Origin of the sequence: Veillonella parvula (assembly GCF_024461875.1) — a bacterium.
Classification (GTDB): Bacteria; Bacillota; Negativicutes; order Veillonellales; family Veillonellaceae; genus Veillonella; species Veillonella parvula_I.
In genome coordinates this window covers 280,289-294,956 of the sequence record NZ_JANGAL010000002.1, presented here as the reverse complement: position 1 = coordinate 294,956, position 14,668 = coordinate 280,289, and the positions used below count along the sequence as shown (strand labels likewise).

The window sequence follows — 14,668 nt, the reverse complement described above, 5'->3', positions numbered from 1 at the left end:
GTTCGCGACGTAGTCGCGAATTATAAAACTATCCACTATGCGGGTGCGACAACAAAAGTTATACAAAAAGTCACTTTGCTTAAGTAGAATGTAGGTGTTTAAGCCATATTATATGTAAAAGAAAGATGATTTTTCAATAGAGTCAAATATATTTAAGCAGTGGTATAATTGTATATATAAATTTTGCCTTTGTTTTGTGTGTGGTTGGTTATTTTGAAGGGAGCGACTGTATGTCCGATGGTCCGTTTTTAACACCAAGAGAACAGATAGAGCATAGTATATCTAAAGGTATTACTTTTAATAATATTACTGAAGCGGAATCAGAGCAATATTTAGTAGAGAATAATAACTACTTTAGACTTAGATCCTTTAGGAAGAACTTCTTAAAATCCACAAAATCTGGAAAATATGTAAATTTAGATTTTAGCTATTTAATAGATTTAGCATGTATTGATAATAGATTGAGACGAATCATGTTAGAGATGACTATTGGGATTGAGCATTTTTCAAAAGTTCATTTATTATCTATTTTACAGCAGAATAATATTGATCCTTATGATGTAGTTGAGGAATATATGAATCAACTAGAGAAATCTAATTTTGAACAATTACAGCATGACTTATGGAAAAATAGTGGTAGCTTATATTGCGGTAATTTATATGCTAAATATATTGATGATCAAAATAAACGTTGCCCAGTATGGGCTTTTCTAGAAATGATTTCTTTTGGACAGTATTTATATTTCTATAAATATTGTGTAGAACTATTGCAAAATACTGAAATTACTGAACGATTATACTTAATGTATACCGTTAAAAGTTTACGGAATGCATGTGCGCATAATAATTGTATTATTAACGATATAAACTCTACACATAATAAACGTATTAATGCTGATTTGCAACGTGAATGCACTAAATTTATAAAATCACCATCAAGTAGACGTAGACATTTGGGTCATATTTCTACCTATCAAATTTTAACTACGATGTATGCTCATCAGAGAATATGTATTAGTACTGGTGTTCATAATCATATATGTGGTGAATTAGATGAACTTAAGAAACGCTTTTTCCGAGATAATGATTATAGGTTGAATGATAATATAAAAGCTACATTTGATGTGCTTATTAGAGCTATTGACACATGGTTCCACATAAGGTAATATTTAGGTACATAGAAAAACCATTTTTGGTTTCAAGCGGCAGCATCGTTAATTCGGTGTTGCTTTATTTTTTATATGGGCGCCCTCAAGGGTGCTTTTTTTATACCTAAAATAGTACTTGTTTGTAATGGTATAATATTGATATAAAATACGTAAAAATACATACCTTAAAGCCATATATCGGTATTAAACCTCTATGTGGCTTTAGCGGTATTATTGATAATGCAAGGATTGAAACGATGGTTAATATACGAAAATTAGAAAATGAATTGTGGGAAGCTGCAGATGCGCTACGTGCAGGATCTAAACTGACGTCAAATCAATATTGTATGCCTGTATTGGGGCTTATCTTCTTGCGTTATGCGTATAGTCGTTTCAAACTTATTGAGGTTGAAATCTTAAAAGATAGACCTATGCGTAATGGTCGTGTTATGCCTGTAGAAGCTAGTGACTTTAAGGCTAAAAGTGCTCTTTATTTACCACTAGAAGCACAATATGACTATCTCCTTAACTTACCAGAGGACATCAAAGGTGCAGCCTTAACTAGCAAAGATGGTCAAGTCATGACTAGTCTTGGTGAAGTGGTCAATAATGCCATGGCTTTGATTGAAGAACAAAGTTCACAGCTGACAGGGATATTGCCTAAGAATTATACAGATTTTTCTGATGAGCTGTTAGCAGAAATTCTTCGTATCTTTAATAACTCTGCTCTTGATGAAGTAGGTGGAGATATCATTGGCCGAATCTATGAGTATTTCTTAAACAAATTTGCCAAGAACATTGCCTCCGATGATGGTGTGTTCTTTACGCCTAAATCTCTAGTTAAGATGATTGTTAATGTTCTGGAACCGACTCATGGCACGCTATTTGATCCAGCCTGTGGATCTGGTGGTATGTTTATTCAATCTGGTGATTTTGTAAACTCTCACGGATTGAATGCGAACACCACAATGACATTTTATGGACAAGAAAAGGTTGAGTATAATGCACAGCTTTGTTTAATGAATATGGCGGTTCATGGTTTAACTGGTGTTATTAAATCTGGAGATGAAGGAAACAGCTTTTACAATGATGCTCATCAATTAGAAGGTCGCTGTGACTATATTATGGCGAATCCTCCATTTAACGTAGATAAGGTTAAATCTGAATCTACACAGGCTGCGGGACGTTTGCCATTTGGTATGCCTGGCGTTAATAAAAATAAGGAAATCGGTAATGCTAATTATCTTTGGATTTCCTATTTTTATAGCTATTTAAACGATACAGGTCGAGCTGGTTTCGTTATGGCGTCCTCTGCTACGGACAGTCAAGGCAAGGATAAAAATATCCGTGAAAGCCTAGTTAAAACTGGTGCAGTTGATGTAATGGTGAGTGTTGGTAATAACTTCTTCTATACAAAATCTTTACCATGTTCTTTGTGGTTCTTTGATAGAGCAAAGCCAGATGCTATTGAAGATAAGGTACTCTTCATTGATGCCCGTAATTACTATACTGTTGTTGATCGTACATTAAACGAATGGACCGAATGGCAATTAAAAAATTTAAATGCTATTGTTTGGCTCTATCGTGGTGAAGTTGAAAAATATACAGCATTACTTAATGAATATCGCAAGACATTAGGTGAAGATAAAACCTTTTCTCAACATATAGAGGTTCTTTCCGAACAAGTGAAAGCTATTGAGACTGAAGGTAAACAAGCTGTTGCTGATGCGGGTCGAGGCAAAGGAAGAAAGGTTCAGAAAGAATACGATGAAAAGGTAGAAGCTGTTAAAGAAACATTAACCATTGCTCAAGAAGCACAATGGTTATATGAAAAATTTGGCGATGGAGAATATGTAGACGTACCAGGGTTATGTAAAATTGCATATATCACAAATGAAGCCAAAGGTGATAATGACGGTGTGAGCATCGAAGATAAAAGTTGGTCCCTCACACCAGGTGCTTACGTTGGTGTAGCCCCTGTAGAAGATGATGGGGTTAACTTTGAAGAACGTATGGCTGAAATACATGAAGAACTGTTAGCATTACAACAAGAATCTAATGCACTTATGGAAACTATCTCTAAAAATATGAAGGAGATGGGGTTATGAGTTATCAGATTGAAAAGCTAAAGAATATTGCATTAATAAAAACAGGTAAATTAGATTCTAATGCAGCCGTGACCGATGGTGCCTATCCATTTTTTACTTGTGATCCCAATACCCTAAAGATTGATGATTGGGCATATGATACTGAAGCTGTTTTGTTGGCAGGAAATAACGCTAGTGGAAATTATACGGCAAAATATTATAAAGGAAAATTTAATGCGTATCAACGAACATATATTATTGAGAGTGCAAATACTAGTCTATTGACAGTTAGATTTTTAGCTTTTGCTATTACTGAGCAGCTTCGTTTATTAAAGTCAATGTCTTCTGGATCTACAACAAAGTTTTTAACAATTAAGATCTTAAATGGTTTAGATATTCCTTGCCCTGAAATAACTATTCAGAGAAAAATTGCGTCTATTATTGGTAGCTATGATGACCTCATTGGAAACAATCAAAAGCAAATCAAGCTCCTTGAAGAGGCTGCACAGCGTTTATATAAAGAATGGTTTGTAGATTTACGATTTCCTGGGTATGAAAATATAAAAAATGTAGATGGAGTTCCAGAAGGTTGGAAATTGGAATCTGTTGGTAGTGTTATTAAAACAGTACCACGGACAGTACAGATAAAAACGAAAGATTATTTACGGGAAGGGACTATCCCTATTATTGATCAAAGTAGGGAGTTCATTGCAGGATATACAAATCTTGAGGATGCAATCGTATCATCCGAAGCCCCTGTAATCGTATTTGGTGATCATACTCGTATTTTAAAGTATATTCAATTTCCATTTGCTAAAGGTGCAGATGGCACACAGTTAATAATTAGTAATACTGAACTGATGCCAGCGCCATTATTATATTTATCTCTTTTATCAGTTGATTTATCTAACTATCATTATGCAAGACATTTTAAGTACTTGAAGGAAGAAATGATAATAATTCCTTCACAAGAAATAGCGGATACTTTTAATAATATTGTTGAGCCTTTATTTAAAAGAGTACAAGTATTGAGAGATATTAATAGAAATTGTGAACAAGCCCGAGATCGTTTACTTCCTAAGCTTATGAATGGGGAAATAGAGGTGTAAAGGAGGTGTTACTATGAGTCATGATTATTCTGAAGAGAAACTAGTTCAAGATAGTGCTTGTGATGTGCTGCAGAATAGATTGGGGTGGAAGGTTGCGTATGCATATAATTTAGAGCAACTCGGAGTAGATGGCACATTTGGCAGGACTAGTTATAAAGAAGTCTTATTGACCAGAGAAATACGCAAGGGCCTTAAACGACTAAATCCTTGGATTAATGAACAACAAATTATAGAGGCAATTTCTAAATTAACTCGTAGAATGTCAACGGCATCTTTGATACAAATCAACGAAGAGAAATACAATTATCTTCGTGATGGTATCCCTGTAACGGTTAAGCGTCCTGATGGGAGAGCAGAGATTAAAAAGGCTGCTATTATAGACTTTAAAAACGCACAGAATAATGAATTCTTAGCAGTAAAGGAACTCATTGTTCATGGTGATTTGTATAATCGGCGAGCAGATATCGTTGGATTTGTGAATGGGATTCCTTTGCTGTTTATTGAATCGAAACGGCCGGATATTGATGTGCGAAATGCATATGAGGATAACTATAAAGATTATCTAGATACCATTCCACAATTATTTTACTACAATGCCTTTGTAATGCTTTCTAATGGCTTAGAAGCAAAGGTTGGTACAGTTAGTAGTAAATATGAATTCTTTCATGAATGGAAGCGTCTAGATGAGGATGAAAAGGGGAGTGTAGCTTTTGAAACTATGCTTCTTGGTATTTGTAATAAGGAAAATTTTCTTGATTTGTTAGAGAATTTTATTCTCTTTGACCATTCTGATGGTCGCACTGCTAAAATATTAGCTCGTAATCACCAATACTTAGGTGTAAATAAGGCGGTAGAGGCTTATGCAGATAGAAGATTAAGAGATGGTAAACTTGGTGTCTTTTGGCATACACAAGGTTCTGGTAAAAGCTATTCTATGGCTTTTTTTGCACAGAAGATACGTCGCAAGATGGCAGGTTCACCAACCTTTGTAGTGCTTACAGATCGAGAAGAGCTTAATATACAAATCAGTGATATCTTTGAAAATTGTGGCATTCTGGGTAAGGATAGTAAGGCAAAGCAATGTATTGCAACTAGTGGCGAGGATTTAATTGCTAAATTAAAGGGGAATCCTAGCTTTATCTTTACATTGATTCATAAGTTCAATAAATCTGATGTAGAGCCGATTTATCCTGATCATGACATCATTATCATGTCTGATGAGGCTCATCGTAGTCAGTATGGGCTGTATGCAGATAATATGATGAAACTGTTACCGACAGCGGCACGTATTGGCTTTACTGGTACACCGTTACTTTCATATGACAATATTACAGAGCGTACTTTTGGTGGCTATATATCGGTCTATGATTTTAAACGAGCTGTTGAGGATGGTGCTACGGTGCCATTATATTATGAAAATCGTGGTGCTAAGCTAGATGATTTACAAAATCCAGAGATAACTAATGAGATTCTTGATGCTATCGAAGCAGCAGATTTAGATAGTGCACAACAAGAGAAGTTAGAGAAGGAATTTGAAAAATCAATTCATATCCTTACTGCTGAGCCGAGACTTCGCTCTATTGCCAAGGACTTTGTACGACATTATTCCGATGTGTGGACTAGTGGCAAAGCCATGTTTGTGTGCTTAAATAAAGTTACCTGTGTTCGTATGTACGATTATGTACAGGAATATTGGAAAGAAGAAATTAAGCATCTTAAAAAACAAATTAAAGTAGCGACACAACAGGAAGCACAAGAACTAGAACGCAAACTAAAATGGATGGAAGAAACGGACATGGCTGTTGTTATCAGTCAAGAACAAAATGAAATCCAAACATTTAAAGCTTGGGGGCTAGACATTGAAACACATCGACGGAAAATGATAAAACGAGACCTCGATAAAGAGTTTAAAGATTCAGATAACCCATTACGTATTGTGTTTGTATGTGCTATGTGGCTTACAGGCTTTGATGTTAAGTGCTTGTCTTGTTTATATCTAGATAAACCATTAAAAGCACATACATTAATGCAAACAATCGCTCGTGCTAATCGTGTTAATGAAGGTAAGAGTAATGGCCTAATAATTGATTATATTGGTATTGTAGAAGCACTTAAAAAGGCGTTGGCTGAATATACGGCAAATGTCGGTAATCATGATGGTGTAGATCCAACTATCGATAAAGAGAAACTCATTGCTCGTATACTAGAGTTGATTGATATATTAGTAACCTTTTTTAAGCAAAAGAATATATATATAGAAAATTTTTCTGATGCACAAACTAATACTTTTAGTAGATTATCTAATTTAAATGAGGCCGCTAATGCTGTCTGCGATACTGTAGCAGATAAACAAACCTTTACTGCCTGTGCCTCAGAGTTGCATAAGTTGATTAAATATATTGAACGTGATGATATTTCAGTGGATACACGAAGAGTATATGAGACAATTGCAGCAATTCATCGGATGTTAAAGCCTAAAAGACGAGATGTAGATACTACTGACTTGATGGTTACTATAAATGCTATTATTAGTGAACATATAGGGATGAAAGAATCTTTAGGACAAACAGAAGATGCAATCGGTTCAGAGTATATAACCCGTATTGATATAAGTGCTATCAATTTTAATATCTTGCGTAAAGAGTTTATAAGAGTCAAACATAAGAACTTATTATTTAAGGACTTAGGGGATTTTATTGAACAAAGTTTGGATAGACTGGTAGCAACTAATCCTAACCGTAGGGATTACTTTGAGCGCTATAGACAAATTATTGAAGATTATAACTCTGGAAAAGACCGTTCTAATATAGAAAAAACATTTGAAGCATTAATACAGTTAGTAAAAGAGTTAACGGAAGAAGAATCTCGTTATATCCGTGAAGGTTTTACTACTGATGATGAATTGGCTATTTTTGATTTGTTAAAAAGAGACAATCCTAATAAAGCAGATATTAAGAAACTAAAAGGTACTGCTACAGAGATGTATAACAAAATAACAGAAGCCATTTCAAGGATGGATCATTGGACGGATAAGGATGAAACAACAGCAGAAATACAAAATCTAATTCGTGATATTCTTTGGAGAGAACTTCCAGAAAGCTACGATGAACAACAAATAGAAGTTTGTCGTGGAGAAGTCTTTGAGTATGTATATACTAGATTTGGATATATGGCATAGTATTTTCTAGTTTCAATATTTTTGATAGTATATTAAAGTTTTGATAAGAGGCTACTTACGTAGCCTCTTTCTTTTGTATAAATGGAGAATGTAGAAAATTATTTCTTATATGTCTATTTATGAATTAGGTAATCGTAGATTAACATTACGGATAGTCTCTAGGCTTTCACAAATTCTCGAAGAATGATAAAATAAATCCATATATATTTTTATAGAAATGAGGCTATTATGGAACGGATTCAGGATCTTGTGTACACGCATGTGCAGGGTGGCCAGTTTAGATGGGTTACTGTTAGCACATTGATGCTCGCATTGGGCACGATTTTGCATTTGGTGAGCCCTAGTGTGGCTGGGGTAACGCCGAACTGGACGATTGCTACGTACTGCGTAGCTATTTTATTGACTCGTCCTAGTTTGAGTCAAACCTTGGGGATTGGCCTCGTGGCGGCCCTCATCAATGTATTGACGTCTAAGTCAGCGTTCCCTTACGGCAACTTGTTGTCTGAGCCAGGTGGTGCTTTGACGGCGGCTCTAGTAACGCGTGCTATGTTGTCCATGAAGTTCCGTAAAATTGGTGGTTTTGATTTAACGCCTGTCGTGTCTGGCTTCTTAGCAACTGTTGTATCTGGTGGTATCTTTGTTACTATTTTGTGGCAAGTGCTTGGTCTGCCAAATAATGTGTACATGTATGGTATGTGGCCATTGGTACTCATCATAGGTGCCTTGAATGGTGCCATTACGCCAATTTTGTATATTCCGGCACAACGTCTATTTTCTAAACGTGGCATGTTGCCAAATGCGGATCAATTGACATCTGATCATAGTCGCTTGACTATCTTGCCTGAGCGCCAAGCTAAGATCTCTATTGAGCACGTTAATTACTATCATCCAAAGGCGACTACCCCATCCCTTGAAAACATCAATCTCGATGTAAATGAAGGTGATTTCCTCGTTGTTACAGGTCCTGCCGGTTGTGGTAAAAGCACCCTTTGTATGGCGATGGTAGGGGCGGTGCCTAAATTCTATGGTGGACGCTTAGAAGGCATGGTCTTTGTAGATGGTCATGCGACCACACAAATGGAAATTCCAGAATTAGCGAACCATATCGGTGTAGTTCTCGCCGATTACGATACACAGCTCGTAACGATGACGGTTCGTGAAGAAGTAGCCTTTGCCATGGAAAACCGTGGTTACGACCGTGAAACGATTACCTCTCGCTCTCAAGAGGTGTTTGAACAAGTTGGTCTTGTGGGATTAGAAGACCGCAAGATTACAAGTCTATCTGGTGGTCAACGCCAACGTTTGGCTATCGCTTCCGTTTTGGCTACGAACCCAACCGTACTTGTTCTTGATGAACCGACTAGCTCCCTCGATCCAGATGGGACCGCTGAATTATATCGCCTCGTAGGTGACTTGAACCAAAAAGACGGTATCACCGTTGTCGTTATCGACCATGACTTGCATGCTGTATTGCCGTATGCAAACCGCATGGCCCTCATGGTGGATGGCTCTATCGCTTGTGATGACGATGTACCTACTACGCTTCGTTACATGTACGAGCACAACATTCACGTCGATGCATTGCCATCCGTGTTTACTACGTATATGGAACTGGAACAGGCTGGCTTCCACAGTGATGAACCTTGGCTCAGCATCGAGTCTGCTATCAAGGGCTTGCACCAAATTGAAATGGCTCATGCTATTCAAACTGAGGTGCATGGTGAAAGCAACTCTCCAGCTAATCAAAGAAATATAGTAGATAATTTTGCTGATCATTCTAATATAGTAGAAAATAGACAACCAGTTCAACGTGTTGATGATGTACCAGGAAAGGACGGTGGCGCTCATGCTTAAGGTTGAAAACATCCGCTTTGGCTATGTGCCATCCGTAGATATTTTCCGAGACGTGACTTTCACTATCGAAGGGGGCGAATATATCGCCATCGGTGGTCGTAATGGTTGCGGTAAAACGACCATTACTCGTTTGCTCGTAGGCCTCGAAAAGGCTAGCGAAGGCCGCATGTATTATAACGGTAGGGACATTACGTCCATGCCGCCGTCTAAACGGGGGCAATTTATCGGCTATGTATTCCAACAGCCAGATTGTCAAATGTTTAGACCCACTGTAGCCACTGAGGTTGCCTTTGGCCCTGAGTCTTTGGGTCGTACTAAATCCGAAGTGAAACGCATTGTTGATGAAGTATTGAAACGTACAGGTATTGCCCACTTGCGTGAAGCATACCCGCCGACATTGCGTCGTGGTGAAAAGCAACGCGTAGCCATTGCTTCCGCGTTGGCTATGAAGTCTAAAATCCTCATCCTCGATGAGCCAACAAGTGGTCAAGATGGTAAGGAAACAAAAGAGCTACTAGCATTATTGCGTCAGCTCAATGCAGAAGGCATCACGATCCTTCTCATTACTCATGATATGGAAATCATGGCTAGCGAATGTAGCCGTGCTATCATCATGGGCAACCAAACCGTAGCCTTTGACGGCAGTCCAGAAGAATTATTCAAAAAATCTACGGATGAATTGCAAGATTTAGGCCTTACGAAGCCGCCAAGTGTGGAACTTTCACTAGCGGTACCATCCTTGGGCTATTGCAAATCTATGGATGAATTGAAATCTAAGTTAGTGGCTCAGTTGAGCGGAAAATAGGAGGGACATATGGAACGTTTAGTACCGTTAACAAAAATCTTGATGACCCTCGCTGTATCCGTGTGGGCCATCCTGTTGCGCGATTGGGTATCTCTATTGGTATTAGTCGTAGTAGAACTCGGTGTATTGTTTGTAGCGGGTTTGTTGTTTAAACAACATAAAGCCGTATTAGCATTGACTAGCTTTGCCGTATTCCTTGGCCTCGTCCAATTCCTCGGTAGCGGCGATGTGACATCTGCCATCGTATCTGGCTTACGTATGCTCGCTATGACACTTGTGTTCATTGGACTGTTGGCAACTACAAAATTGCAAGATCTTACGGCAGCTCTCGTAACACAATGTAAAATTCCTTATGAATATGCTTTTATGTTCACTGCTGCGCTTCGCTTCGTACCTGATTTCATTGCTGAAAGCCATGCTGTACAAGAGGCGCAAGCGTGTCGTGGTTTGTCTTTAGAAGGTAACTTCATTGAACGAATCAAATCCTATGCGTCCGTTATCCAACCATTGCTGTTAAAATCCTTGGGGCGCTCCGAAACAATGGCCTTGTCCTTAGAACTACGTGGCTTCGGTGGTCCAACACACAGCTTTGCTGCCTCTGTAGGATTGAAAAGAATCGACTATACTGTGATTGGTGCTTTAATTGCTATTACAGTACTTTTATTCTTAGTTGTTTAATCTTTTTATAAATTAAGCAAGCGTTTAATTTTGATCTTATAGAAGTGTATTAGTTCTAATAGTTATAATAAAAAATATGATGAAAGTATATAAGTAAAATAAGAGCTTTTTACTTATATATACTTCAAAATGTATAAACTGAGTGGTAAAAATCGTTGTTTTTACCACTCAGTTTTGTTGTATTGGGGATATAGAAGTAAAATATATAATTTTTACATTTTAAAAAATGCAGAAAAGTCAAATGGTATGTCATACGAACAGTTCATCCTTTTTCTTGCTTATTTGTATTCTTTTTATTATAGTATGTTAAATAGAAATAATATTTTTTTAGGATACCGACTGTTTTGGGGAATACTTATGAGTGAATTAGCAATACGACCAATTACAAAGGATGATATAGCTTCTTGTTTAGCTATTTATAATTACGAGGTTGTGAACGGTGTAGCCACACTTGATCTTGAACCTCGCACGTTGCCAGAATGGCAGGAGTGGTATGAGGCACATCAAACGTCGGAACATTGCATTTTTGTAGGCCTTATGGATAATCTTGTGGTAGGTTATGCATCGCTTTCACCATATAGAACAAAAGATGCTTTCAAAAGTACGGTGGAGCTATCTATTTATATCCATCAAGAGTATCGTGGTAAAGGTTTGGCGTCTAAATTGATGGCTCATATATTAGACCATGCGAAAGAAACGGAAACATTACATACGGTGGTATCTGTCATTACTGCAGGGAATGCGGCAAGTACAGTACTACATGAACGATTTGGGTTTACCTATTGTGGACTAACTCCTCAAGTGGGATTCAAACATGGTAAATATCAGGATACCGAAACATACGCATTATTGGTATAATAATTAGTATAGGAAAACATAGATATTAATACGATATACTAATAATGTATAGATTATAGATAAGGATTCGCCAGGGGTTAGGGCGAATAGGGGTGATTGAATGAACATGAAAGATGAACGGCAGTTCGTTGGATACAGTAAGTATCGCAGCCGTCTCGTGGACGGTCATGTACATACGGAATTGTGTCCACATGGTAGTGGGGACCGAACTGCGATGATGATTGAAAAGGCCATCGAGTTGCGTATAGAAAAGGTATGCCTTACAGAACATGCACCATTGCCAACAGCTTTTGTTGCTGAATACGGTGGTGATAAAAAGGCTTATGATACAGCGTCTTTGAAATTGAATCAAGTTGATGCCTACTTAGAACTAGGACGTCAATTACAACGCGCTTATGGTACACATATCGATATCTCCCTCGGTTTTGAAGTCGATTATATTCCAGGCTTTGAATCAGACATTCAAGAGTTCTTGGATCGCTATGGTCCGTTGACGGATGATAATATTTTATCCGTTCACTTTATGGAAGGTGTTAATAATGCCTTTTTCTGCTTAGACTACAGTCCTGAAGAATTTGAAAAAGGTTTCGGACCGTGGATTGAAAAGCAATATGAGTTGTACTACAAGTATTATTCCACAGTGCGCCAAGCCGTGCGAGCTGACCTCGGTGAATATACACCTAAACGCATAGGTCACTTTGATTTAATCAAGAAATACCAACATCACTTTGGCTTTGAACGTCATTTAGATCGTCGCAATGCGCAGGTGGTGAGCGATATTTTGCATATTATGCGCGTCCAAGGTCGCGAACTAGACTACAACATGAGTGGCTTCTTCAAGCCAGACTGCCGTGAAATGTACCCAAGCCGTTTTATTCAAGGTATGGCGGCTATCATTGGTGTGCCATTTGTACTGGGATCTGATGCACATAGTGTGGCAGATATAGAAAACGTTTGGGGATAGCATCAAATCATTATTATAGTAAATACATGAATTTATAACGGTTCTATTGACAATTCTATAGAACCGTTATATTATAATTTCATACTTTAATAAAGTAAAGCGATAAAATAGAAAAGTATCGATATAGGTAAATTTTTTCTCATAACAAACTGAATAGCTAGATGACTTAAACCGTCATATAACTTAAATGGTTAATACAGATGATATATAGCTTTCAAAAACATGAGAAATAATATAAATGAATTGACAGAAAGGATGTTTACGATGGTACAGCAGCAATTACCTACTGGTTTCCGTGATGATATAGGGATCGTAGCAGAGCGTAAGGATGATGTGAGTCAATATGTGCTCGGTCTTTGTCGAAATCGTCAATACACAAAGATCTCTACGCCTCTCGTAGAGTATAAAGACGTATTCAATGGCTATGCAATGGGACGCGGTCAACATATGTACGAATTCATGGATAGTTCTGAAGCATCCGTCGTAATTCGTCCCGATTTGACTATGCCTATCGGTCGTTTCTTGGCGACTACAAATATTGAATTGCCTCGCACGTTCTACTACTTGGGCGATGTGTTCATGAAACATAAAAAGCACCGCGGCGATGTGAACCAGGTGACGCAAGGTGGTATCGAGATGGTGGGCTATGATGGCATTGAGGCAGAGCAAGAGTGCTTCAAGATCATTAAAGAGGTAAATGAAACGCAGCTATGTGGTAGCTTGTTGCTCGAAATTGGTGATGCTCGATTCTCTCATGCTATCACCGATGCCCTAGGGCTCAGTGATGAGGAAAGAACAGAACTCCTCGAGGCTTTGTTCACTAAATATTTACCTCGTTACAACGAGTTGATTGCTGACTTTAAAAATAGTGCGTTGTTCCCATTCCTCAATGTGTGGCCTCGTTTATTTGGTATGGTTCAAGATATCAAGGATGAGTTGAACCAAATCATCTTGCCTGCAGCGGCGCAGCGCATTTTAGATAATCTCATAGACATGGCAAACCAAGTGGAGCAAACAGGGCAACAGGTTTGCATCGATGTGTCTACAGAACCGCCTCAATCTTATTACACAGGCATTACCTTTAGAGGTTATGTGGACGGCGTGTCTCAATATATCGTCAGTGGTGGTCGTTATGACGGACTGTTATCTAGCTTTGATGGTACACCGATGCCGGCCGTTGGGATGGCTTTCAACATTGACGTTTTGACTGAGATTACCTTGCAAGGTAAAAGCAAAGTTCAAGATAACGATACATTACGCATCGCTCTTACGAAGGGGCGCGTAGAAAAGGATTTTATTCCACTCCTAGAAGCATGTGGCGTTGATTGCGAGCCATTACATAATAAGGCGCGTAAGCTCATTATCTCTTTGGGAGATTTTATGGAGGTCATCCTCGCAAAGGGGCCGGATGTAACGACATATTTGAAAAACGGCGTTGTGGACCTCGGTATCGTCGGCAGTGATGTATTAGATGAACAAGACGATACGAGCTATGAAATGCTTGATTTACAAACGGGTAAATGCCAATTTATTTTGGCGTCCTTAGCAAGCTATGACCCTAAAGAAGGTCGCCGTCAACGAATTGGTACAAAATATCCAACTGTTACAAAACAATACTTTGGAGCTCAAGATGTAGAAATCATCAAAATTGAAGGCTCCGTTGAGTTGGCTCCACTCGTAGGGCTAGCTGATGCTATCGTAGATATTACGGAAACGGGTACAACTTTGCGTGAGAATAATTTAGAAATTTTCGACTGGTTGCAGCCCATATCTACACGCCTCGTAGCCAATCCATTAGCTTTAAAACAAAAGAGAAATACTATTTTTAAACTCATTGATCAGCTTTCAGAAGCAATTAATAAATAAGACGTAGAGTGAATCATATATCCAGCTAGTAAGATCTAGGATTAATAGCAGATAAAACTATTAATATATGGAATGAATAATAGAAAATGAATAATAGGTCTAACTAGTGATACTGATAGCT

The 14,668-nt window shown here is 38.0% G+C and carries 10 protein-coding genes; all 10 read left to right on the top strand.

Features of this window, described 5'->3' with window-relative positions:
• Positions 1–230: 230 nt before the first annotated feature.
• The 10 genes from NE668_RS05515 (at position 231) to hisG (ending at position 14,547) form a co-directional block, all read left to right on the top strand.
• Positions 231–1,166: an Abi family protein gene (locus tag NE668_RS05515; RefSeq protein WP_008603253.1), complete on the top strand. Its 936-nt coding sequence runs from the start codon at positions 231–233 to the stop codon at positions 1,164–1,166.
• A gap of 239 nt (positions 1,167–1,405) precedes the next feature.
• Positions 1,406–3,256 carry a type I restriction-modification system subunit M gene (locus NE668_RS05510; protein WP_008603252.1) on the top strand — a complete coding sequence of 617 codons (1,851 nt, stop codon included), beginning with the start codon at positions 1,406–1,408 and terminating at the stop codon, positions 3,254–3,256.
• Positions 3,253–4,344, top strand: a complete 1,092-nt coding sequence (locus NE668_RS05505) for a restriction endonuclease subunit S (protein ID WP_008603239.1) — start codon at positions 3,253–3,255, stop codon at positions 4,342–4,344. The genes NE668_RS05510 and NE668_RS05505 overlap by 4 nt, the downstream gene beginning before the upstream one ends.
• Before the next feature lie 13 nt (positions 4,345–4,357).
• Positions 4,358–7,522, top strand: coding sequence for a type I restriction endonuclease subunit R (locus NE668_RS05500; protein ID WP_227037535.1), 3,165 nt, complete (start codon positions 4,358–4,360; stop codon positions 7,520–7,522).
• A 228-nt stretch (positions 7,523–7,750) separates the two neighbouring features.
• Positions 7,751–9,376, top strand: coding sequence for a tryptophan transporter (locus NE668_RS05495; RefSeq protein ID WP_227037536.1), 1,626 nt, complete (start codon positions 7,751–7,753; stop codon positions 9,374–9,376).
• Positions 9,369–10,181: an energy-coupling factor ABC transporter ATP-binding protein gene (locus NE668_RS05490; RefSeq protein WP_227037537.1), complete on the top strand. Its 813-nt coding sequence runs from the start codon at positions 9,369–9,371 to the stop codon at positions 10,179–10,181. Before NE668_RS05495 ends, NE668_RS05490 begins: the two co-directional genes overlap by 8 nt.
• A gap of 9 nt (positions 10,182–10,190) precedes the next feature.
• Entirely contained in the window at positions 10,191–10,859 is a 669-nt protein-coding gene (locus NE668_RS05485; protein WP_227037538.1) for an energy-coupling factor transporter transmembrane component T family protein, read from the top strand.
• 357 nt (positions 10,860–11,216) lie between these two features.
• Complete coding sequence (locus NE668_RS05480) at positions 11,217–11,717, top strand: GNAT family N-acetyltransferase (RefSeq protein ID WP_227037539.1); 501 nt, start codon at positions 11,217–11,219, stop codon at positions 11,715–11,717.
• A 100-nt stretch (positions 11,718–11,817) separates the two neighbouring features.
• Positions 11,818–12,681 (top strand): histidinol-phosphatase HisJ, encoded by an 864-nt coding sequence (hisJ, locus tag NE668_RS05475; RefSeq protein WP_227037540.1) that lies wholly within the window; start codon positions 11,818–11,820, stop codon positions 12,679–12,681.
• A 264-nt stretch (positions 12,682–12,945) separates the two neighbouring features.
• Positions 12,946–14,547, top strand: a complete 1,602-nt coding sequence (gene hisG, locus NE668_RS05470; RefSeq protein ID WP_227037884.1) for an ATP phosphoribosyltransferase — start codon at positions 12,946–12,948, stop codon at positions 14,545–14,547.
• The last annotated feature ends 121 nt before the right edge of the window (positions 14,548–14,668 follow it).